The sequence below is a fragment of the Micromonospora profundi genome (genome assembly GCF_011927785.1).
GTDB lineage: Bacteria > Actinomycetota > Actinomycetes > Mycobacteriales > Micromonosporaceae > Micromonospora > Micromonospora profundi.
Genome location: NZ_JAATJK010000001.1, coordinates 5,842,604 through 5,862,136 on the forward strand (window position 1 = coordinate 5,842,604; position 19,533 = coordinate 5,862,136).

Consider the following 19,533-nt stretch of genomic DNA (forward strand, 5'->3'; position numbering starts at 1 on the left):
CGCCATGTCCCGGATCAAGGAATTCAACCTGCCCGACCTGGGTGAGGGGTTGACCGAGGGCGAGATCCTGACCTGGCTCGTCAAGGTCGGCGACACCATCGAGCTGAACCAGCCGATCGTCGAGGTCGAAACCGCCAAGGCCGCGGTGGAAATCCCGGCGAAGTGGGCCGGGCAGGTGCAGGCGATCTTCCACCCGGAGGGCACCACTGTCGAGGTCGGCAGCCCGATCATCGCGATCGACACCGACCCGGGCGCGGGCCCGCTGGAGGCGCCGTCGACCACGGCGACCCCCACGGGCGACCTGCCCACCCCGTCGGCGGCCTCCCTGGCCGCGGTCGAGGTGGCGCCGGCGGAGGGCATGGTCGAACCCGGCCTGATCGGCGGCCCCGCCCCGGGCGGACGCACGGCGGTCCTGGTCGGCTACGGCCCCCGAACGACAACAGCAAAACGCCGCCCCCGCAAAGCCCTGCCCCCCACCCCGGCCCCGGCCCCGGCCCTCACCTCCGCCGCAGTCGATCATGGAGTTGTGGTGGGGGACAAACCCGCTGCCATCCCCATGATTCCGGCACCACAAGTCCATGATCGACGCGATGAGGTGAGTGGCGGCGGGCTTGTGCTTGCCAAGCCTCCGGTGCGCAAGCTCGCCAAGGACCTTGGCGTCGACCTGCGCGCGCTCACGGGTTCGGGGCCGCTCGGCTCGATCACCCGGGAGGACGTACAGCAGGCGGCGAGCGGTGCCACCACGGCCGCCGAGCCGGTTGCCGTCACGTCGGTGGCGACGAGCGCCGCGAGCTTCGGCGCCGACCGCGAGCAGCGCATCCCGGTCAAGGGGGTACGCAAGCTCACCGCCGAGAACATGTCCCGCTCGGCGTTCACGGCCCCGCACGTGACGGAGTTCCTGACCGTCGACGTGACCCGGGCCATGAAGGCGCTGGACCGGCTGCGTGGCCGGCGGGAGTGGCGCGACGTACGGGTCTCGCCGTTGTTGCTCGTGGCGAAGGCCGTGCTGCTGGCCGTGCAGCGGCACCCGATGGTCAACTCGACCTGGGCCGGCGACGAGATCGTGGTCAAGGAGTACGTCAACCTCGGTATCGCGGCGGCCACCGAGCGCGGCCTGATCGTGCCGAACGTGAAGGACGCCGGCCGGCTCTCGCTCCGCGAGTTGGCGGACGCGCTGAACGAGCTGGTGCAGACGGCGAAGTCCGGCCGCACCTCGCCGGCGGCCATGTCCGGCGGCACCCTGACCATCACCAACGTCGGCGTGTTCGGGGTGGACACAGGTACGCCGATCCTGCCTCCGGGCGAGTCGGCGATCCTGGCCTTCGGCGCCGTACGGGAGATGCCCTGGGTGCACAAGGGCAAGGTCAAGGCGCGTCAGGTCACCACTCTGGGGCTGAGCTTCGACCACCGGATCATCGACGGTGAGTTGGGCTCGAAGTTCCTGCGCGACGTGGGCGACTTCCTCACCGATCCGGAGGCGGCGCTGCTCGCCTGGACCTGACAGGTTCGAACGCCAGGCCACACGGCCGGTGTGCCACGGGTTAACGCCCGGCACACCGGCCGTGTCCGTTGAGCGACGAAACAGTCGGCCAGGTGCCCACTCCGCCTTCGATCGTTAGGCAGGTGTCTCAGCTCACCTAACAATCGATGGATTTCCGCCTCGGCATGCGGTTAAATAGACGCATCAGGGGCCGACAATCGAATAAGCCAGGGGGACCCACCAATGAGCATGATCGAGCGAATCCGCAACCACCGCGTCGCCACCCGCCGCGCCCGTGCCATCGAGCACGCGCTGCGTTCGGCCAACTCGCCGTCGGTTCGTGACGAACTCCTCGTCATCGCCCAGCGTCACGTGAGCTGACGCTCCACGACATTCCGCACCCTCCTCCAGATCGATGGCCCACCCGGTTCCGGGTGGGCCATCGGCGTTCCACCACTACCTGGACCGGGATTCCGCCCTGCCGCAGCGCCCGGTACCGTGGGCTTCGGTCGCCGCCGGCCGGCACTGCCGACGCCGGTCCGATAGAAGCTGCTCGACACCGACCGGCAACGCGGAGTGACGACAGGTGCTCCTTGGACACCTCGTGCGGGCACCGGATACCGTGCGGGGAGCCGGCACGGCGGTACGCCGGTGACGCCGGCTGCCATGCCGAGGAGACCGATCGGTGCCGGCGGCCGACATGTGATGGAGGAGGCGCACCCATGACGTCCGAGGGCCCGCACCGCCCCGGCCAGGAGCCGGACGAGGTGTCACAGGGCGCCGGACCGGCGCCGTACGGCGACCGCCCGGCGCAGCCGGACAACGGCTACAACGCAGCCGGCCCCGATCTGGGCTGGGCGCCGCCGCCACCAGCGCGGCCCAACCCGCCCGCACCCGCGTGGGCGACCCAGTCCCCCGAGCAGCAGGCGAACCCCGCCTGGGGTGCCGCCGCCGCTCCACAGTCCAGCGACCCCGCACAGCCCGCCTGGGCCACCGGCGGTGGCGCCCCCGAGCAGGGGCAGCCCGCCCAGTGGACGGCTCCGCAGCAGGGCTGGACACCACCCGAGCAGGCCGCACCCGCGAGCGCGCCCGAGCAGCCCGAGTGGGCGCCGGCCCAGCCTGCCGCGCGAGGTGCCGCGCAGGTGCCGGCCACGACCGCCTGGCCAGCCCAGGAAGACCCGGCCCGCTCCGGCGGCTGGAGCACCGAGACCCCGCCGGACGACGCGTCCGGTTCCGGCGGCTGGGGCGGTGCCGCGCAGGCCAGCCCGCCCGCCGGCGACTGGCGCGGCGCCCAGCCCGGGCAGCCCGCCGGTTGGTCCGGAGGCAGCGCGCAGCAGGACGACCAGTCCGGTTCCGGCGGCTGGGCCGTGGGTGCCGCCGCTGGCCGAGACGACCAGCCGGTGTGGACGCCGGCCGAGCAGACGCCCCAGACCTGGGGTCAGCCCACCGAGCAGGCCGAGCAGCCGGCCCCCGCCTGGGGGCAGGCCGAGCCGGCAGGCGCCCGTGGCGCGGCCCAACCGCCGACGACCAACTGGCCCGGTCAGGACGACCCGGCCCGCTCCGGCGGATGGGCGGCACAGCAGCAACAACAGGCGCAGCCGGGTGGATGGGGCGACGGCACCGACGTACGCCAGGACGAGCCGGCACAGCCGGCGGCCTGGGGTGGCGCCGAAGGTCGTCAGCAACAGCCCGACTGGGTGCTCTCGGCCCAGGGTCAGCCGGCCGAGCGGCAGGAACCGGCGGGTTGGCAACAGGCGGAGCAGGCCAGCCCTCCGGCCGCCCGAGCCAGCGTCAGTGTGCCCGGCAACGACGCGACGCCCGGCTGGGCCGCCGCCGACCCGGGCAACGCCGCGCAGGGCGGTGCCGCTGTCCCGCAGGTCCAGCCGTGGGCGCCGGGTGAGGTGTGGGGTCGCGCCGAGGCGGAAGCCTCCGCGCAGTCCCGCGGTGGCCGGGGCGACGACGCGCCGGTCTACCAGCCCGCCCCGGCGCCGGGGATCTCACCGGCCAACGCGGTCCCCCTGCCGCCGCAGGAGCAGCGCGTGCCAGGTGCGAGCCTGGCTGCCGCCCCGCCGGCCGACTACGCGCCCCCGGCCCAGTACCCGCCGATCCCCGAGCAGCCGGCGTACGCCGAGCGCGACACCCCGGACGCCGCCGCGCAGTACGACGCGGAGCCGGCCGGGTGGGGTCGCGCCGAGGATGCTCCCGCCGCTGGTGCCATGGTTCCCGCTCCGCGTACCTCTCCCGAGGCCGGAGCGGGTCGTGCCGCCGTACCGGTGTCGGACGCCGGATCGGCGGGCGGCGCGGCGGCCCGTGCCACGGCGAGCGCCTCGGTGCCCCTGGCGAGTCGGGTGATGCCACCGGCGGACCAGGCCATGCGACCGGCCAGCACGTCCGCGCCACAGCCCCGGGTGTACGGCCGCCCGGCCCAGGCCGAGCCGGAGAACGAGCCGGACCAGTCGGCGCCGGAGGCGTTCCAGGCCGACCCGGGCTCCGAGCGCCCGAGCACGCCCGACTGGCGCAACGACTCCGACCGGCCGAGCGCCCCGGACTGGCAGAGCGGTCCGGAGCGTCAGTCCCCACCGGACTGGCAGAACCCTCCGGAGCGATCGGGTTTCCCCGGATGGGGCGGCGAGCCGCCGTCCGAGCAGCGCTTCGACGACCGGGACCGCTCGTCGGCGCCCGGCGGTTTCGGCGAGTCTCCTTCGGCCGCCGCCGCGCCACCGGCCTTCCCGCCGGGGGTTCCGTCCTTCGTCGACGCTCCCGGCACCAACCGGCCGGTGAACGGGGTCAAGCCGCAGTCCGGCACCGAGCGCCCGGGTGACCGCTTCGGTGGTCCGGGGGCGGCCACCGGCAGCGCCGCGGTCAACGGCGCCTCCGGCTTCGGCGGGCAGGGTTTTGGCGGTGGGCCGACCACCGAGCCTGCGCCGGGTGCGCAGTTCCCTGCCTTCCCGGCACCGCCGCAGCAGTCCGCGCCCGCCTGGGGCCAGGCGGACGGCGGATCGGACCAGGGTCGGTTCGACGCGTTCAAGCCGGACGCCGACGAGCCCAAAGCGGAGCCGCCGACGCCGAAGGTCCGCAACGGGCGGGTGCTCGCTGCGGTGCTGGTCGCGGCGGTGCTCATCCTGGCGGTGCCGCTCGGCCTGCTGATGCTGCTGGGCAAGTTCGGCGGCAACGACAACTCGCCTGCCTTCGACCCGGCGGTCGGCACCTGCGTGAAGCAGGCCGGCCAGGCCGCGTCGGCGGTGGACTGCGGCGAGGCGGACGCCTTCACGATCGTGTCCAAGGTGGACACGAAGGACAAGTGCGCCGACCCGGCCCAGCCCCACGTGGTGCTGCCCGGTGACGGCGCCAACCGAGTGCTCTGCCTCAAGCCGGCCACGAAGTAGACCGACGGACGGCGGGGTCACGGGCAACCGTGGCCCCGCCGCCGTCGTTCGTCCCCGGCTGGTTGCCCCGAATCGCCCCCGCTGGCCTGCGGGGTGCCGGTGGTCAGGCACCATGAAGACATGAGCGCACGAGTACGGGCCCCCGAACTGCGCGGTCGGGGCTGGCTGAACACCGGTGGACGCGATCTCAAGCTCGCCGACCTGCGCGGCAAGATCGTCCTTGCTGATTTCTGGACGTTCTGCTGCATCAACTGCCTGCACGTGCTCGACGAGCTGCGGCCGCTGGAGGAGAAGTACGGCGACGTACTCGTGGTGATCGGCGTGCACTCGCCGAAGTTCGAACACGAGAAGGACGCCGACGCCCTGGCCGCCGCCGTGGAGCGGTACGGGGTGCATCACCCCGTCCTCGACGACCCCGAGCTGGACATGTGGCAGCAGTACGCCGCACGGGCCTGGCCGACGCTGTCGGTGATCGATCCCGAGGGTTACGTGGTGGCCACCATGGCCGGCGAGGGACACGCCGAAGGGTTGGCCCGCCTCATCGACGAACTGATCGCCACCCACGAGGCCAAGGGCACCCTGCACCGGGGCGACGGCCCGTACGTCCCGCCGCCGGCGCCGGAGACGACGCTGCGCTTCCCGGGCAAGGCGGTGCTGCTGGACGGCGGCAACCTGCTGGTCTCCGACTCGGCGCGGCACTCCCTGGTCGAGTTGGCCCCGGACGGCGAGACGCTGGTCCGCCGGGTCGGCTCGGGCGACAGGGGCAGGGCCGACGGGCCGGCCGGCGCGGCGACCTTCTCCGAGCCGCAGGGGCTCTGCCTCCTGCCCCGGCACGTCGCCGAGGTGGCCGGCTACGACCTGGTGGTGGCCGACACGGTCAACCACCTGCTGCGCGGCGTACGGCTGGCGTCCGGTGAGGTGGTCACCGTGGCCGGCAGCGGCCGGCAGTGGCGCGCCTCGGTCGACGACCACGCGCACGACGCGCTCGCCGTGGATCTGTCCTCCCCGTGGGACCTGGCCTGGTACGACGACAAGTTGATCATTGCGATGGCCGGCATCCACCAGCTCTGGTGGTTCGACCCGATCAAGCGGACCGCCGGCATGTACGCGGGCACCACAGTCGAGGCGCTGCGCGACGGCCCGCTGACCGAGGCGTGGATGGCGCAGCCGTCAGGGCTCTCCGTGTCGGCCGACGGTGCCCGCTTGTGGATCGCCGACAGCGAGACCAGCGCGGTCCGGTACGTCGAGAACGGGGTGCTGGGCACCGCCGTCGGGCAGGGCCTGTTCGACTTCGGCCACGTGGACGGGCCGGCGGAGTCGGCGTTGCTCCAGCACCCGCTCGGGGTGTGCGCGCTGCCGGACGGCTCGGTGCTGATCGCCGACACGTACAACGGTGCCGTGCGCCGCTTCGACCCGGCCACGTCCCAGGTGTCAACGGTCGCCGACGGGCTGGCCGAGCCGAGCGACCTCGTGCTCACCCCGGCCGGTGAGGTGCTTGTGGTGGAGTCCGCCGGGCACCGGCTGACCCGGTTGGCCCCGGGTGCGCTGTCGGCGGCCGGCGCGAGCACCGTCGACGGGCCCCGGCACCGCACCGAACGCAAGCCGACCGATGTCGCGGCAGGAGCTGTCACCCTCGACATCGTCTTCACTCCCGCGCCGGGGCAGAAGCTCGACGAGACGTACGGGCCGTCGACCCGGCTGGTGGTCTCCGCGTCCCCGCCGGAACTGCTGTTGGACGGTGGCGGCACGGGCACGGAACTGTCCCGCCGACTGGTGCTCAACGGCGAGGTCGCCGCCGGGGTGTTGCAGGTGACCGCGCAGGCGGCGACGTGCGACGCGGACGTCGAGCACGCGGCCTGCCACCTGACCCGGCAGGACTGGGGCGTACCGGTCCGGGTGGTCGACGGCGCCGCGACCCGGCTGCCGCTGGTGCTGCGCGGCCTGGACGCCTAGCTGCTCGACGGCTAGCTGTTAGGAAGGGCCCCTTGTTATGCAAAATCCGATAACAAGGTGCCCTTCCTTTCACGCGAACGGGGCTAGCGGGATTCCCGCGTCGATCAGGGCGGCCCGGACGAGTTCGGTGGCGGAGACCGCGCCCGGCGTGTCGCCGTGTACGCAGATCGACTCCATCGCGCAGGGGATGACTGTGCCGTCGACAGCCACGACGGTGCGTTCGGTGGCCATCCGTACGACCCGGGCGGCCACCTCCTCCGGATCGTTGATCACCGCGCCGGGGGTGCCGCGAGGCACCAGCGACCCGTTGGGCAGGTAGCCGCGGTCGGCGAACGCCTCGGCTACCACCGGCAGACCCGCGCCGACAGCGAGCTGGGCGAGCACCGAGCCGGGCATGCAGAGGACGGGCAGTTCGGGGTCGTAGCCGCAGATCGCGGCGACCACGGCCGCGGCCTGGGATTCGTCGGTGGCCGCCGCGTGGTACAGCGCGCCGTGTGGCTTGAGGTAGCGGACGCGGGTGCGGAAGATCCGGCAGAACGCGTCGAGCGCCCCCAGCTGATAGGTCACCTCGTCGCGCAGTTCGGCGAAGTCGTACGCGATGCGCCGCCGGCCGAAGCCGGCCAGGTCCCGGTAGCCGACCTGCGCGCCCACTGCCACGCCGTGCCGTGCCGCGACCTCGCAGACCCGCCGCATGGTGGACGGATCGCCGCCGTGGAAGCCGCAGGCGACGTTGGCGGAGGTCACGAGGCCCAGTAGGGCGTCGTCGTCGCCGAGCCGCCAGATGCCGAATCCTTCGCCCAGGTCAGCGTTGAGGTCCATGGAATCTGACGGTAGTACCTGGCCGGGCCTGCGCGAGCGGGGTCACGTCGGTGACCACCCCGATGACCGGGTATCCGCCGGTGGTCGGATGGTCGGCGAGGAAGATCAGGGGTTGGCCGTCGGGCGGCACCTGCACCGCGCCGAGCACGATGCCCTCGCTGGGCAGTTCGCCGGCGACCGCGCGGGGCAGCGGTGCGCCGGCCAGTCGCGCGCCCACCCGGTTGCTGACCGGGCTCACTGTGTACGCGGTTCCGAGCAGCCGGTCGACCGCGGCGGGGGTGAACCAGTCGTCGCGTGGGCCGAGGCGCACTGTCAGGTGCAGCTCCGGCGCGGGTGCCGGACCGACTGTCACGTCCACGGGTGCGGGCTCCCCGAGCGGCACGCCAACGGGCAGCCGGTCGCCGTCGCGCAGCGGGGCGGGACCGAGTCCGGAGAGGGTGTCGGTGGCCCGGCTGCCCAGCACCGCTGGCACGTCGATCCCGCCCGCCACGGCCAGCCAACTCCGTACGCCCCGACGGGCCGGCCCGATCGTCAGCACCGTTCCCGCCGGCAGGCTGAGGGGGCGTCCGGTGTCGCCGGGGCGCTCTCCGGCACGGACGGCAACCTCGGCACCGATGATCGCCACGGTGGTGGCCCGAGTCAGCCGCACCGCGCAGCCGGTCAGGGTGATCTCCAGGCCGGCGGCCTCCTCGGGGTTGCCGACCAGCCGGTTGGCGAGCCGCAGGGCGGTCGGGTCGAGAGCACCGGAGCGGGGTACGCCGAGGTGCGCCCAGCCCGGCCGACCCAGGTCCTGCACGGTGGTGAGTGCGCCGGCCCGGAGCACCTCGATCTCGGTGATGTGGGTCATGCCGCCGCCAGCCGGACCGAGGTGCCGGGGCTGAGCCGGGCCGGCGGGTCGTCGTGCACGTCGAAGAGGGTCAGGTCGGTCCGGCCGACGAGCAGCCAACCGCCGGGGGACGCGCTCGGGTAGATACCGGCGTACGGGCCGGCGAGAGCCACGGAGCCGGCCGGAACCCGGGGACGGGGGGTGGACAGCCGGGGCAGCGCCAGTTCGGCGGGGAGCCCGGTCAGGTAGGGAAACCCGGGAGCGAAGCCGCAGAAGGCCACCCGGAACCGGGTGCCGGTCAGGCGGCGCAGCACTGTCGGCACGTCGACCGACCACTGTTCGGCGACGACGGCCAGGTCCGGCCCGTCGAACTCGACCGGAACGACAACCTCGGCACCACCGGACGGGTCGCCGTCGGGCCGGTCTCCGCCGGGCTGGTCGCCGCTGGGCCGATCCGTGGCGGTGCTGGCCGTGGCGGTGCTGGCCGTGGCGGTGCTGGCCGTGGCGGCGACCGTTGGCGCCCACCTGGCCAGCAGGGCGGCCGTGGCTGCGGGGTCGCGCAGGCCGTCGAGCAGGAGGGTGCTGGCCGCCGGCACGATCTCGACGGCATCCAGGTCGCCCTGCTCGCGGCGACGCCACAACTCGGCCCGCCATGCCTCCACGAGAGTTGCTTCCCCGAGGGCTGCGGCGGGGACAGGGGCGGGCGGGAGGGCCGGGGCGGTGCAATCGAGCAGCAGGGCGTGTTCCCCGACGGGTCGGATCCGCATCGGCCCATCCTCGCCGACGCCCTGCCGGGGAGGAATTCATCGGGACGGTGCCTGGCGTCACCGAGCGTTACTACTTGCAGGTAACCTACGGTGGCGTAACCTGATCTGGTGACCACCTCCGCCCCGCTTCGCCTGAAGCCGGTCGACATCGGCAAACCCCGGATGCGCGGCTGGCTGCACACGTACGCCTTCTTCGTCGCCGTTGCCAGCGGCATCGTGCTCTGCTCGATCGCCGCCACCCGACCAGGGTGGGCGCCGCTGGTGAGCTGCGTCATCTACAGCCTGACGGTCTGCGGCCTCTTCGGCACCAGCGCGCTCTACCACCGTCGCGTGTGGTCGGAGCGCGGCTACCAACTGATGCGCCGGATGGACCACTCGATGATCTTCGTGTTCATCGCGGGGACGTACACGCCGCTCTGCGTCATGCTGCTCGAACCGCGACAGGCGACCGTGATGCTGTCCCTGGTCTGGGGTGGCGCGCTGGCCGGCGTGGCGGTCAAGATGGCCTGGCCGCACGCACCGCGCTGGGTCTCCGCGCCGCTCTACCTGGCGCTCGGCTGGGTGGCGGTGGCCATGCTTCCCGAGATCCTGCGCGGCGGCGGCGTCACCGCGCTGGTGCTGCTGATCGTCGGCGGCGTCATGTACAGCGTCGGCGCGGTCTTCTACGCGCTGCGCCGCCCCAACCCGTGGCCCAGCGTCTTCGGCCACCACGAGTTCTTCCACGCCTGCACGCTGCTCGCGGCGCTGTGCCACCACATCGCGATCTACTTCGCGCTGTTCGCCTGACCCACGAGCGGGCCGGCGCGAGGCGCAGCTCGGTCACGGTCGACTCGGGTCCCTTGAAATCGGGGTATCCGACGCGGTGGGACACCGCGATTTGCAGGAAGGCGAGTCGATCACCTGCATCGGCGCCTGATCTGCGGACTTAGGGCGCACACACGCGAGCCGGGGCCCCGCGACGCTGCGGGACCCCGGAGTTCGCGGGCGAGGATCAGACCGGGCGACCCGGCCGGCGCACCTCGCGGTACTCCTCGACGACCCGGTCGTCCTGCACCGGCACCACCCGGTCGGCCACCACGCGGTCCTGGCGGACGGGTGCGGCGACCACCGTGCGGCGGCGGCTGTTCCAGAAGTAGAGGGTGACGAGCAGGCCGGCGACACCGGCCAGCATGAGCACCCAGCCGACCACGGCCAGGTCCAGCCAGCCCAGATCGGCCTCCACGGCGAATGCGAAGATCGCGCCCAATGCGATCAGGAAAATGCTGCCACCAATGCCCATGTCTCGCTCCTCGGCTCTAACCTGGCGTACGGCCCGTCGCGGCCGTTGGTAGGGGTCGCGGCATCCATCGACTTACCCCGGCGGGGAGATCGCCAATCGGGCAAGCTGGTGGCATGACGGACAGCCGAGTCGAGACGCGGACACTTGTGCTGCTCCGGCACGCGAAGGCCGAGGCGGGCGCCGAGGGCACGGACGACAACGACCGTCCACTCAGCGCACGCGGGGAGGCCGACGCGGCGGCGGCCGGCGCCTGGCTGGCCCGGCACGATCTGCTGCCCGACGTGGTGATCTGTTCGACCACCCGGCGTACCCGGCAGACCTGGCACGGGGTCGCGATGGGGATGACCGGTGCGCCGCCGGAGGGCGGGCCGACCGGCCCTCGGCCGACAGTCCGTTATGAGCCCGGCGCGTACGACGCCCACCCCGAGGAGCTGTTGGCGCTGGTCCGCACCGCAGATCCGTCGGCCCGAAGCGTGCTGCTGGTCGCCCACAACCCGGGTGTCTCGTTGTTGTCGGCGTTCCTCGACCCGGACGGGGCGGCCGACGAGGGCCTGCGGACAGCCGAGCTGGTGGTGCACCGCAGCACGCTCGCCTGGCCGGAGTTGGCGCGCGCCGGAGCACCGATCGTCGAACGGCACACCGCACGCGACTGAACCACCCGCCGAATGTCGACGGGTGGTTCAGGGCGTACTCGGGTCAGGAAGGTGGCGCGGTCGGCGGCGGCGGGTCGGGCGGCGGCGGCATCATCGCCGTCGGATGAGACAGCCGGTTCTCCTCCACGATGAGGGTCCGGGCCCGCTTGCGCCGGTCCTGCCAGAACCACAGCGTGGTGAGCAGCACGGCAAGCCCGGCCAGGATGAACACCCAGCCGACTGCGCGTAGGTCGATCCACCAGACATTGGCTCTGATCGCGAAAGTCATGATCGCGCCGAGCGCGATGAGAAATATGCCGCTTCCTACACCCATGTGCGCTGCACTCCCCCGTGCGGTGGCTCTGGGCGTTCCCTTTCCTGGTCACGCGCCGGTTACCCGCCAGGGGGCCGGCCTACCCGGCGCGGCTCGATCAATCGACGTACCCCGGCGGCCGGCACGGCCGGTCCGACATTCGCCGCGGCCGTGCGTCCGGGGACGACAACGGCCGGCAGGGCACTTGCCCCGCCGGCCGTTGTCGGTTCCGGGTGGTGCGGCCCGGAAACCGTCAAGCGTGCCGTGGCACGGTCAGAAGGCCTCCTCCGGGAGGTCCATGATGTCGAGGTCGGTGCCCTCGATGATCCGCCGGTCGGCGCCGATGCGCGGCAGCACCTCGCGGGCGAAGAACCGAGCGGCGGCCACCTTGCCGGTGTAGAACGCCTTGTCGCTGGCGGAGACGTCTCCGGCCAGCGCCTTGAGCGCGACGTCGGCCTGCTTCTGGAGCAGCCAGCCGACCACCAGGTCGCCGATCGCCAGCAGGAACCGCCGGCTGCTCAGCCCGACCTTGTAGAGCGCGCGGGTTTCGCCGCCCTGCGCCTCGCCCAGCCAGCCGGTCATGACGCCGAGGATGTTCTGGACCTCGCCGAGCGCCTTGCCGAGCGCCTGCCGCTCCTCCTTGAGCTGGCCGTTGCCCGCCTCGGAGGAGATGAACTCCTGGATCTCGCTGGCGACCGCCATGAGCGCCTTGCCGTTGTCCCGCACGATCTTGCGGAAGATCAGGTCGAGGCTCTGGATGGCGGTGGTGCCCTCGTACAGGGTGTCGATCTTGGCGTCCCGGACGTACTGCTCCAGGGGGTAGTCCTGGAGGAAGCCGGAACCACCGAAGGTCTGCAGGGCCTCGTGCCCGAGCAGCTCGTACGCCCGCTCCGAGCCGACGCCCTTGACAAGCGGCAGCAGCAGGTCGTTAACCCGCTTGGCCAGCTTGGTGGCCTTCTCGTCGCCGGCCGCCTCGGCGATGGCGACCTTGTCCTGCCAGGTGGCGGTGTAGAGAACAAGAGCGCGAAGACCCTCGGCGTACGACTTCTGCAGCAGCAGCGAGCGCCGGACGTCCGGGTGGTGGGTGATGGTGACCCGGGGAGCGGTCTTGTCGGTCTGCTGGACCAGGTCGGCGCCCTGCACCCGGTTCTTCGCGTACTCCAGGGCGTTGAGGTAGCCGGTGGAGAGGGTGGCGATGGCCTTGGTGCCGACGAGCATCCGGGCGTACTCGATGATCATGAACATCTGCCGGATGCCGTCGTGCTTGTCGCCAAGCAGCCAGCCCTTGGCCGGTACGCCATGCTCGCCGAAGGTCAGCTCGCAGGTGTTGGAGACCTTCAGGCCCATCTTGTGCTCGACGTTCGTGGCGTAGACGCCGTTGCGCTCGCCCAACTCGCCGGTGGTCTCGTCGAAGTGGAACTTCGGCACCACGAAGAGCGACAGACCCTTGGTGCCGGGGCCGCCGTGGCCCTCCACGCCCACCGGGCGGGCGAGCACGTAGTGCACGATGTTGTCGCTCAGGTCGTGCTCACCCGAGGTGATGAAGCGCTTGACGCCCTCGATGTGCCACGAGCCGTCGGGCTGCTGGATGGCGCGGGCGCGGCCGGCGCCGACGTCCGAGCCGGCGTCCGGCTCGGTGAGCACCATCGTGGAGCCCCACTGCTTGTCGATGAAGAGCTTGGCCCACCGCTTCTGCTGCTCGGTGCCCTCGACCTCCAGGACGTGCGCGAAAGACGGGCCGGAGGCGTACATCCAGATGGGGGCGTTCGAGCCGAGCACCAGCTCGGCGAGGGCCCACCAGAGGGCGCGCGGCGCGGTGGTGCCGCCCAGGTGCGGCGGCAGGTCCAGGCGCCAGAACTCGGAGTCCATGAATGCCTGGTAGGACTTCTTGAACGACGCCGGCAGCGGCGCGGTGTGCGTGGCCGGGTCGAACACCGGCGGGTTGCGGTCGCTGTCCGTGTAGCTGGCGGCCAGGTCCTCGCGGGCGAGCCGGTCGAGCTCCGCGAGGAAGGTGCGGGCGGTGTCGGCGTCGAGCTCCGAGTACGGCGCCTGGCCGAACGCCTGGTCCGCCCCGAAGACCTCGAAGAGGTTGAACTCAAGGTCCCGCAGGTTGCTCTTGTAGTGGGTCATGCTCACTGGCCCCGCTTCCGGACAGGTGTTACCGATCAGTAACTCACACTGTATTACTCGCGGGTAGGCAGCGACAAGCCGATCTCCGAAGTGACAGCGATTACACACTTTGCTGTGGCAACGGCCGGCTCAGCTCTCGGCGGCGCCGACCTCCCAGCTCGGCACGGCCGACGCCACACCTGTGGGCGTGCCCGCGTACTCCATGAGCACCAGAGCGATGTCGTCGTCCAGCCGGCCATGCACCCACTCGACGAGGGCCGTCTCCAGCGAGGCGAGCCCGTCCGCGACCGTGCCGTGGCCGAGCAGCCGCCACGCCCGGTCGGCGGTGGGGAAGAATTCGCCGTCCCGCCGGGCCTCGCCGAGGCCGTCGGTGAACAGCAACAGCCGGTCACCGGGCTCCAGGCGCTCCACGCGAGGGCGGACCACAGGCATGAACCCGAGTGGAGGTGCCGGTGCCGGCGGCTCCAGCGGGATCACCGCGCCCCTGCGCAACAACAGCGGCGGCGGGTGGCCGCAGTTGACGATGGTGAGCGTGCCACCCCGCTCCTCCACCAGAGCGGCGGTCACGAAGTCCTCGTCGCCGACGTTGCGGGCCACCGCCCGGTCCAGGTCGGCGACGACGGCGCGCAGGTCGGCCCGCTCGTACGCCACGTGCCGGTAGGAGCCGAGGACGATGCTTGCCAGCCGGACCGCGTCGAGCCCCTTGCCGCGTACGTCGCCGATGATCATGCGTACGCCGTAGGGCGTGTCGATCGCCTCGTACAGGTCGCCGCCGATCTCGGCCGTGGCGGTGGAGGAGATGTAGCGGCCGGCCACCGAGAGCGTGCCCACCTGCGGACCGAGCGGACGCAGCACAGCCTGCTGGGCCACCGAGGCGAGCTTGGTCAACTCGCCGATCTGCTCAGCCTGCCGCTGCCGTACAGACGCCACCGCCACCGCCAGCCCGGTCGCGAGCGCCACCCCGACAACGTTGACCGAGGTGACCAGCAACATCTTCGGATCGACGACGGCGAAGCCCACCCCGGTCAGCGTCGCCACGGCGCCGACGCCGAGCACCACCCGCCAGGACGCCAGAGCGGCAGCCAGCAGCGGAACCGTCATCAGGATGGCGATGTAGTGCGCCCGCCGACCGTCGGACAACTCCACAGCCGAGACGATCACGAGCAGAGTAAGGGCCGCGCCGAGGCCGGCGCGGGATCCGGGGCTCAGCGGGCGGTGGCCCGACTGGAGGAGTCGTGTGCGTACGAGGGACAGCATGCCTGATCCACGTGAACCCGTGTATGAACCTGGCCCGTCGTCTGAGGAGGTTCTGTCCGGCCGGCGCAGGTGTCCGACCGGATCGGCCTCGTCAACTCCACTCAGCCGAGCACCTCGTACCGCACCGTGAACGCGCCGACGTCCAGCGAGGCGATGGTGGCGAAGGCCGCGCGGGACAGGTCGAGGCAACGGCCGTCGATGAACGGGCCACGGTCGTTGATCCGCACCACCACCGACTTGCCGCTGCTCGGGTTGGTCACGCGGACCTTCGTGTTGAACGGCAGCGTCTTGTGCGCCGCCGTCAGCTCGCTCGGGTTGAACGACTCGCCGTTGGCCGTGAGCTGCCCGTCGGAGTAGAAGGACGCGCCGCACGAACCGCTCTGCAGCACCTTGGCGGCCGGTGTGGTCTTCTTCGCGGTCGCGCTCGGCTTCGGCGTACTCGTGCGGGCCTTGGCCCGGGAGGCGGCCTGCGGCGAGCGGCTCGCCGACGGACTCGCGGACGCGCTCGGGGAGGCGCTGGCGCTCGCGCTCGGGGAGGCGCTCGGGGAACTGGTGGCCGGGCTGCTGGGGACGGTGGTCGGCGTGAGGTCGAGAGCCACCTGCTCCGATCCCGTGGAGCCGGAGGTCAGCTGGACGGCACCGAAGGTGCCGCCGACGGCGACAGCGACGCCGACCGCCGCGGTGGCCACGATGCCCGCGGGGGAGGAGAACATGCGGGTACGGGAGTGCCTACCAGCCACGGCCCGGTCCTTTCGTCGACTGAACAAACCGGGTCGGACCGTAACGAGAGAAGCACTTCCGAAGTCAACGTGATCATAGTGCTATGCCCGTATTTGCACGGGTACGTGTAGCCGATCATCCGAGCCCGCATGGGTCGACCAGCCCAGGTGCCGACCCTACGAACGCGCGTACCGCAGGATGGACCGATGCCCGGTGAGCTGACCGAACGCCTCGTCGACAGGTTCCGGTGGATCGACCCGGGACCTGGCACCAGCCACCTCGTCAGCGACATCTCCGGTTGGTGGCGTGACCCGACGGTGCTTGCCGAACTCGGTCCGGCCCTGGTCGCGCCGTACCGGGCCGCCCGGCCGACAGTGGTGCTCGCCCCGGCGGTCACCGGACTGCTTCTCGGCCCGCTGGCCGCCACCGCCCTCGGGGTCGGGTTCGTGGCCGCACACAAGGCCGACGACGGGCGCCTACCAGCCGGGCCGCTCACCTGGGCGAAGAGTCCGCCGGACTACCGGGGCCGGCAGGTCGACCTGGCAGTCCGCGACCGGCACCTCGGCCCCGGTGACCGGGTCCTGGTTGTGGACGACTGGGTACGCACCGGCGCGCAACTCCACGCCCTCTACGACATCTGCGCGGCGCGCGGCGCCGAGGTGCTGGGCACGGCCGTGGCCGTCGTCGACTGCCCGCCCGAGGTCGCGGCCGAACTACGGATCACCGGCCTGCTGGCCGGCACCGACCTGCCGGCTTGACCTCAACCGCACTTCATCTTCGACGATCGACCGATGGGCGACGGGATCCTCGACGAAGCGTACGAACGGCTGCACCGCACCGGCCCCGAATACGAGGGCTGGCTCTCCAACCACGGACCGATGGCCGTCGAGGCGCTGGCCCGGCACGGGTACCCGCAACACGTGCACCGCTGGCTCGACGACTACCTCACCCGCCTCGACGAGCTGCCCCGAGGGCTGCGTCCCATCGACGACTGGCGGGCGGCGCTCGGCGACCCGAAGCGAGCCGGTGACTGGCTGGCGTACTTCGACCGGCAACTGCGCGAACACCCGTGGCGGGACGTCCTCGGCACCTGGTGGCCCCGGCTGCTGCCCGGCATCGCCGCCGGCGCCACCCACGGCGTGATCCGCGTCGGGCACGCCGTCCGCGCCCTCGACACGAACGACGCGAACCCCCGGCGGCTCACCGAACTCGGCCAGGCCCTCGGCTACTGGGCGGCCCGCTGGCAGCCCGTCCCCGGCACCGACCGCCTGTTCGACCGGGCCACGCCGGACCGGGCCGGCACCGTCGACGCGCGAGGACCGGACACCGCCGACCTCGACGTGGCCGCCGCGCTGGCCGGGCTGCCCCGGATCGACGACCAGACCGGGGGCATCCGGGAACGGCTCGGGCAGCTTCCGGGCGTACCCCACTGGGAGGCGGCAGTCGCGGCACTGCGCCCCGCACGGACCCCGGCCGAGGCGGAGCGGGGCCTCACCGCGCTGGTGCACCGCGCCGGCTTGGACTACCTGCGCTTCGGGCACGCCGCGCCGGTCATGCTGGTGCACGCGGTCACGGCACCGACCGCGGTACTGCGTACCCTGCCCGCCCTCGACCGGGCGCTCTGGGCGCCGAGCCTCGCCGCCGCCTGGGCCGCGACGGCGGCAGTGACCTCGGTGTACGCGCCGACCGACGGGATCACGCCGCCGACCTTGACCGCCGCAACCCCGGCGGAGGTCTTCGCCCGCGCGGCCCGCAACGGCGACGCCCACGTGGTCAAGCTGGCCGATGCGGTGCTGGACGCGTACGCGGCCACCGGCGACGAACGGCTGCTCGCCGCCGCAGGCTACGCGGGGCAGATGATCTGACCGTGGCCGGCGAATTTCGACGACGACGGCACGCCGCTCGCCTAGCCTCGGCAGGATGTGGCCTCGGATCGGCGACCTGCGCGCCCTCGACCTCGGCACCCCCGGCGAACTGCGGGCGACCCTGAACACCCTCGTGCTGGCCGGCGTGAAGACCGCCACGGCCGGCCGGCTGGCCGAGTACGCCGACGAGGGCGAGGAGTTGGAGCACGTCGGCGAACGGCTGGCCCTGGTCGACGACAACGACATGCTTGTCGGCGTCGTGGAGATCACCGGCGTCGAGGTGGTCCGCTTCGCCGACGTACCGTGGGATTTTGCCCGTGCCGAAGGCGAGGGTGACCGCTCGATCGAGGAGTGGCGAGCCGGGCACGCGACCTACTGGGCGCGGCTCGGCACCCCCGTGGACGACGACACCCCGATCGTCTGCCTACGCCTGCGACTGGTGTCCGGCGGCGAGGGCGGCGTGGCCAGCGGCGACCTCAGCACCTGACGGCGGCTCAACCGCGTAGCTGAGGCAGCAGCCGGGTCGCCACGTCCACAAGGACGGCCTCGTCGCCGGCGTACCAGCTGCTCTCGCGCGGCCAGTGCGTCACCACGTCGGTGAAGCCCAACCCGGCGGCCCGGCCGACCTGGTCGGCGAAGAACTGCGCGCTGCTGAGGGAGAACACGGGGGCCGCGTCCATCGAGAGATAGCGGTCCAGGGTCGCGGGGTCGCGGCCGGCCTCGTCCAACGTCCGGTCCATCCGCGCGGACAGCGCCGACACGGTGCCCCACCAACCCTCCACGTCGTCGGCGTCGGTGCCGGTGGTCACCCAACCCTGACCGAAGCGGGCCACCAGCCGCATCGACCGCGGCCCGTTCGCGGCGACCACGAACGGCACGCGGGGCTGCTGCATGCAGCCGGGGTTGTTGCGGGCGTCCACCGCCGAGAACCAGTCCCCACGCCAGGTGGTGCCGTCCTCTCGCAGGATCAGGTCGAGCAGTTCGGTGAACTCGGCGAACCTGTCGACCCGCTGGCGCGGCGGCAGCGTCTCGCCGCCCAGCACCGCCGAGTCGAAACCGATGCCGCCCGCGCCCAGGCCGAGCAGCAGGCGGCCGCCCGAGATGTCGTCCGCCGTGGTGATCTGCCGTGCGAACGCGGCCGGGTGCCGGAAGTTCGGCGACGCGACGAGCGTGCCCAGCCGGATCTGGGAGGTCACCGTGGCGGCGGCCGTCAGCGTGGCCATCGAGTCGAACCACGGACCGTCCACCAGATCACGCCAACCCAGGTGGTCGTACGTCCAGGCGTGGTCGAAGCCCCACTCGTCGGCCTGCCGCCAGCGGCGCTGCGCCTCGGACCAGCGCTGGTCGGGCAGGATCACGATGCCAATTCGCATGATCGCCAGCCTAGTTCGCCTCCCCGGTGCCGCGGCGGTCGACGAGCGTCCGGTCAGTAGTGATCCTCGATCGGCCGCCGGGCCTCGGCGAACAGGGCCGGGCCGTCGTACCGGACCGGGGCCGGAGCCGGCGTGGGCGGCTTGACGCTCTCGAACTGCTCGGCGGACAGGGCGAACACGACCCGACCCAGGCCGGACCGGTCGATGGCGGTGGCGCACATCGGGCACGGCTGGCAACTTCTGGGCCGTACCCTCCGGGGCATGTCCGTCGATCCTCTCGCCGCCCGCGCTCCCTTGGTGCGGCGCGCACGCACATGTGTCGCGGCGGTGATCGTGCTGGCGGCGATCGTGCCGTACCTTCTCGTCCGCGAGCTTGTCGAAACGCGGTTCGGCGCGGGACCGATGGCCGACCTCACGCCCCTCGTGGTGCCTGCGGTGTTGACTGCCTGGCTCGCCCCGTGCGCCTCCTACCGGCGACGCGACGCCCTGCTCTGGCTGGTCGGCGTAGGTGGATTGGTCTTCGTCGTGATCGCGTGGCGGGTGGCGTTCGCCCCGTACCGCGACTGGCGGCCCCGCCCGGAGGAGGTGCCCCGGATGCACTGGCTGAACGATCCTGAGCACGCCGGCCTGTGGTACGCGACGAAGGCTGCGCGCACCTCGGCATAGGCTCCTGTGGTCCACATCACACCGGCGCATTGTCGGGTGCTGCTCGTCGACTCCGACCCTTCGCCGA

At 72.3% G+C, this 19,533-nt stretch carries 20 protein-coding genes; 10 read left to right on the plus strand and 10 right to left on the minus strand.

The features are described from left to right. Window positions 1-4: 4 nt before the first annotated feature. From F4558_RS26040 to F4558_RS26055, 4 genes are all read left to right on the plus strand, one after another. The gene (locus tag F4558_RS26040; RefSeq protein ID WP_167947665.1) at window positions 5-1,501 is read left to right on the plus strand and encodes a dihydrolipoamide acetyltransferase family protein; all 1,497 of its coding nucleotides are present in this window, start codon (window positions 5-7) and stop codon (window positions 1,499-1,501) included. A gap of 222 nt (window positions 1,502-1,723) precedes the next feature. After that, window positions 1,724-1,861, plus strand: coding sequence for a hypothetical protein (locus tag F4558_RS26045; protein WP_167946334.1), 138 nt, complete (start codon window positions 1,724-1,726; stop codon window positions 1,859-1,861). 341 nt (window positions 1,862-2,202) lie between these two features. Then, window positions 2,203-4,866, plus strand: coding sequence for an LppU/SCO3897 family protein (locus F4558_RS26050; protein WP_167946336.1), 2,664 nt, complete (start codon window positions 2,203-2,205; stop codon window positions 4,864-4,866). Window positions 4,867-4,986: 120 nt separating this feature from the next. Then, the gene (locus tag F4558_RS26055) at window positions 4,987-6,819 is read left to right on the plus strand and encodes an NHL domain-containing thioredoxin family protein (RefSeq protein ID WP_167946338.1); all 1,833 of its coding nucleotides are present in this window, start codon (window positions 4,987-4,989) and stop codon (window positions 6,817-6,819) included. A gap of 69 nt (window positions 6,820-6,888) precedes the next feature. Here the strand turns inward: F4558_RS26055 and F4558_RS26060 are convergent, their stop codons facing one another. The 3 genes from F4558_RS26060 to F4558_RS26070 are packed head-to-tail and all read right to left on the minus strand — an operon-like array spanning window position 6,889 to window position 9,231. Next, on the minus strand, window positions 6,889-7,638 hold the full coding sequence (locus F4558_RS26060) for a LamB/YcsF family protein (protein ID WP_053651874.1): 750 nt from the start codon (window positions 7,636-7,638) through the stop codon (window positions 6,889-6,891). Further along, window positions 7,622-8,485 (minus strand): 5-oxoprolinase subunit C family protein, encoded by an 864-nt coding sequence (locus F4558_RS26065; RefSeq protein ID WP_167946340.1) that lies wholly within the window; start codon window positions 8,483-8,485, stop codon window positions 7,622-7,624. The genes F4558_RS26060 and F4558_RS26065 overlap by 17 nt, the downstream gene beginning before the upstream one ends. After that, on the minus strand, window positions 8,482-9,231 hold the full coding sequence (locus F4558_RS26070; protein ID WP_167946342.1) for a 5-oxoprolinase subunit B family protein: 750 nt from the start codon (window positions 9,229-9,231) through the stop codon (window positions 8,482-8,484). Before F4558_RS26070 ends, F4558_RS26065 begins: the two co-directional genes overlap by 4 nt. 108 nt (window positions 9,232-9,339) lie before the next feature. Between F4558_RS26070 and trhA the strand changes: the two genes are divergently transcribed. Beyond that, window positions 9,340-10,017 (plus strand): PAQR family membrane homeostasis protein TrhA, encoded by a 678-nt coding sequence (gene trhA, locus F4558_RS26075; RefSeq protein ID WP_053651868.1) that lies wholly within the window; start codon window positions 9,340-9,342, stop codon window positions 10,015-10,017. 205 nt (window positions 10,018-10,222) lie between these two features. On the opposite strand, the gene F4558_RS26080 is transcribed toward trhA, so the two are convergent. Beyond that, window positions 10,223-10,510 (minus strand): DUF6458 family protein, encoded by a 288-nt coding sequence (locus F4558_RS26080; RefSeq protein ID WP_053651866.1) that lies wholly within the window; start codon window positions 10,508-10,510, stop codon window positions 10,223-10,225. Between the two features lie 113 nt (window positions 10,511-10,623). Between F4558_RS26080 and F4558_RS26085 the strand changes: the two genes are divergently transcribed. Continuing rightward, entirely contained in the window at window positions 10,624-11,163 is a 540-nt protein-coding gene (locus F4558_RS26085; protein ID WP_053651864.1) for a SixA phosphatase family protein, read from the plus strand. A 43-nt stretch (window positions 11,164-11,206) separates the two neighbouring features. Here F4558_RS26085 and F4558_RS26090 read toward each other — a convergent pair whose 3' ends face one another. From F4558_RS26090 to F4558_RS26105, 4 genes are all read right to left on the minus strand, one after another. Beyond that, window positions 11,207-11,476, minus strand: coding sequence for a DUF6458 family protein (locus F4558_RS26090; protein WP_007454197.1), 270 nt, complete (start codon window positions 11,474-11,476; stop codon window positions 11,207-11,209). A 252-nt stretch (window positions 11,477-11,728) separates the two neighbouring features. After that, on the minus strand, window positions 11,729-13,585 hold the full coding sequence (locus tag F4558_RS26095) for an acyl-CoA dehydrogenase (protein ID WP_167947667.1): 1,857 nt from the start codon (window positions 13,583-13,585) through the stop codon (window positions 11,729-11,731). Between the two features lie 129 nt (window positions 13,586-13,714). Next, complete coding sequence (locus F4558_RS26100; protein ID WP_167946344.1) at window positions 13,715-14,842, minus strand: PP2C family protein-serine/threonine phosphatase; 1,128 nt, start codon at window positions 14,840-14,842, stop codon at window positions 13,715-13,717. Window positions 14,843-14,943: 101 nt separating this feature from the next. Next, on the minus strand, window positions 14,944-15,582 hold the full coding sequence (locus tag F4558_RS26105; protein WP_053651861.1) for a septal ring lytic transglycosylase RlpA family protein: 639 nt from the start codon (window positions 15,580-15,582) through the stop codon (window positions 14,944-14,946). Between the two features lie 186 nt (window positions 15,583-15,768). Between F4558_RS26105 and F4558_RS26110 the strand changes: the two genes are divergently transcribed. The 3 genes from F4558_RS26110 to F4558_RS26120 are packed head-to-tail and all read left to right on the plus strand — an operon-like array spanning window position 15,769 to window position 17,914. Further along, a complete protein-coding gene (locus F4558_RS26110) occupies window positions 15,769-16,320 on the plus strand; it encodes a phosphoribosyltransferase family protein (RefSeq protein WP_167946346.1) in 552 nt (183 codons plus the stop codon). A 33-nt stretch (window positions 16,321-16,353) separates the two neighbouring features. Further along, window positions 16,354-17,427: a questin oxidase family protein gene (locus F4558_RS26115; RefSeq protein WP_167946348.1), complete on the plus strand. Its 1,074-nt coding sequence runs from the start codon at window positions 16,354-16,356 to the stop codon at window positions 17,425-17,427. Between the two features lie 55 nt (window positions 17,428-17,482). Next, entirely contained in the window at window positions 17,483-17,914 is a 432-nt protein-coding gene (locus tag F4558_RS26120; RefSeq protein ID WP_167946350.1) for an ASCH domain-containing protein, read from the plus strand. A gap of 7 nt (window positions 17,915-17,921) precedes the next feature. On the opposite strand, the gene F4558_RS26125 is transcribed toward F4558_RS26120, so the two are convergent. Both F4558_RS26125 and F4558_RS26130 read right to left on the minus strand, forming a co-directional pair. Further along, window positions 17,922-18,800 carry an LLM class flavin-dependent oxidoreductase gene (locus F4558_RS26125; protein ID WP_167946352.1) on the minus strand — a complete coding sequence of 293 codons (879 nt, stop codon included), beginning with the start codon at window positions 18,798-18,800 and terminating at the stop codon, window positions 17,922-17,924. A 53-nt stretch (window positions 18,801-18,853) separates the two neighbouring features. Then, a complete protein-coding gene (locus F4558_RS26130) occupies window positions 18,854-19,021 on the minus strand; it encodes a cytidine/deoxycytidylate deaminase family protein (RefSeq protein WP_245241365.1) in 168 nt (55 codons plus the stop codon). Between the two features lie 40 nt (window positions 19,022-19,061). Between F4558_RS26130 and F4558_RS26135 the strand changes: the two genes are divergently transcribed. Further along, window positions 19,062-19,466, plus strand: coding sequence for a hypothetical protein (locus F4558_RS26135; protein ID WP_167946354.1), 405 nt, complete (start codon window positions 19,062-19,064; stop codon window positions 19,464-19,466). The last annotated feature ends 67 nt before the right edge of the window (window positions 19,467-19,533 follow it).

What these genes read in the sequence shown, in the direction of transcription:
- F4558_RS26085 (WP_053651864.1), top strand. Translation starts at nt 10,624, where the DNA reads ATGACGGACAGCCGAGTCGAGACGCGGACACTTGTGCTGCTCCGGCAC.
- F4558_RS26115 (WP_167946348.1), top strand. Translation starts at nt 16,354, where the DNA reads ATGGGCGACGGGATCCTCGACGAAGCGTACGAACGGCTGCACCGCACC.
- F4558_RS26060 (WP_053651874.1), bottom strand. Translation starts at nt 7,638, where the DNA reads ATGGACCTCAACGCTGACCTGGGCGAAGGATTCGGCATCTGGCGGCTC.
- F4558_RS26040 (WP_167947665.1), top strand. Translation starts at nt 5, where the DNA reads ATGTCCCGGATCAAGGAATTCAACCTGCCCGACCTGGGTGAGGGGTTG.
- F4558_RS26130 (WP_245241365.1), bottom strand. Translation starts at nt 19,021, where the DNA reads ATGTGCGCCACCGCCATCGACCGGTCCGGCCTGGGTCGGGTCGTGTTC.
- F4558_RS26065 (WP_167946340.1), bottom strand. Translation starts at nt 8,485, where the DNA reads ATGACCCACATCACCGAGATCGAGGTGCTCCGGGCCGGCGCACTCACC.
- F4558_RS26050 (WP_167946336.1), top strand. Translation starts at nt 2,203, where the DNA reads ATGACGTCCGAGGGCCCGCACCGCCCCGGCCAGGAGCCGGACGAGGTG.
- F4558_RS26110 (WP_167946346.1), top strand. Translation starts at nt 15,769, where the DNA reads ATGCCCGGTGAGCTGACCGAACGCCTCGTCGACAGGTTCCGGTGGATC.
- F4558_RS26125 (WP_167946352.1), bottom strand. Translation starts at nt 18,800, where the DNA reads ATGCGAATTGGCATCGTGATCCTGCCCGACCAGCGCTGGTCCGAGGCG.
- F4558_RS26045 (WP_167946334.1), top strand. Translation starts at nt 1,724, where the DNA reads ATGAGCATGATCGAGCGAATCCGCAACCACCGCGTCGCCACCCGCCGC.
- F4558_RS26100 (WP_167946344.1), bottom strand. Translation starts at nt 14,842, where the DNA reads ATGCTGTCCCTCGTACGCACACGACTCCTCCAGTCGGGCCACCGCCCG.
- F4558_RS26080 (WP_053651866.1), bottom strand. Translation starts at nt 10,510, where the DNA reads ATGGGCATTGGTGGCAGCATTTTCCTGATCGCATTGGGCGCGATCTTC.
- F4558_RS26120 (WP_167946350.1), top strand. Translation starts at nt 17,483, where the DNA reads ATGTGGCCTCGGATCGGCGACCTGCGCGCCCTCGACCTCGGCACCCCC.
- F4558_RS26070 (WP_167946342.1), bottom strand. Translation starts at nt 9,231, where the DNA reads ATGCGGATCCGACCCGTCGGGGAACACGCCCTGCTGCTCGATTGCACC.
- F4558_RS26095 (WP_167947667.1), bottom strand. Translation starts at nt 13,585, where the DNA reads ATGACCCACTACAAGAGCAACCTGCGGGACCTTGAGTTCAACCTCTTC.
- F4558_RS26055 (WP_167946338.1), top strand. Translation starts at nt 4,987, where the DNA reads ATGAGCGCACGAGTACGGGCCCCCGAACTGCGCGGTCGGGGCTGGCTG.
- F4558_RS26090 (WP_007454197.1), bottom strand. Translation starts at nt 11,476, where the DNA reads ATGGGTGTAGGAAGCGGCATATTTCTCATCGCGCTCGGCGCGATCATG.
- F4558_RS26135 (WP_167946354.1), top strand. Translation starts at nt 19,062, where the DNA reads ATGTCCGTCGATCCTCTCGCCGCCCGCGCTCCCTTGGTGCGGCGCGCA.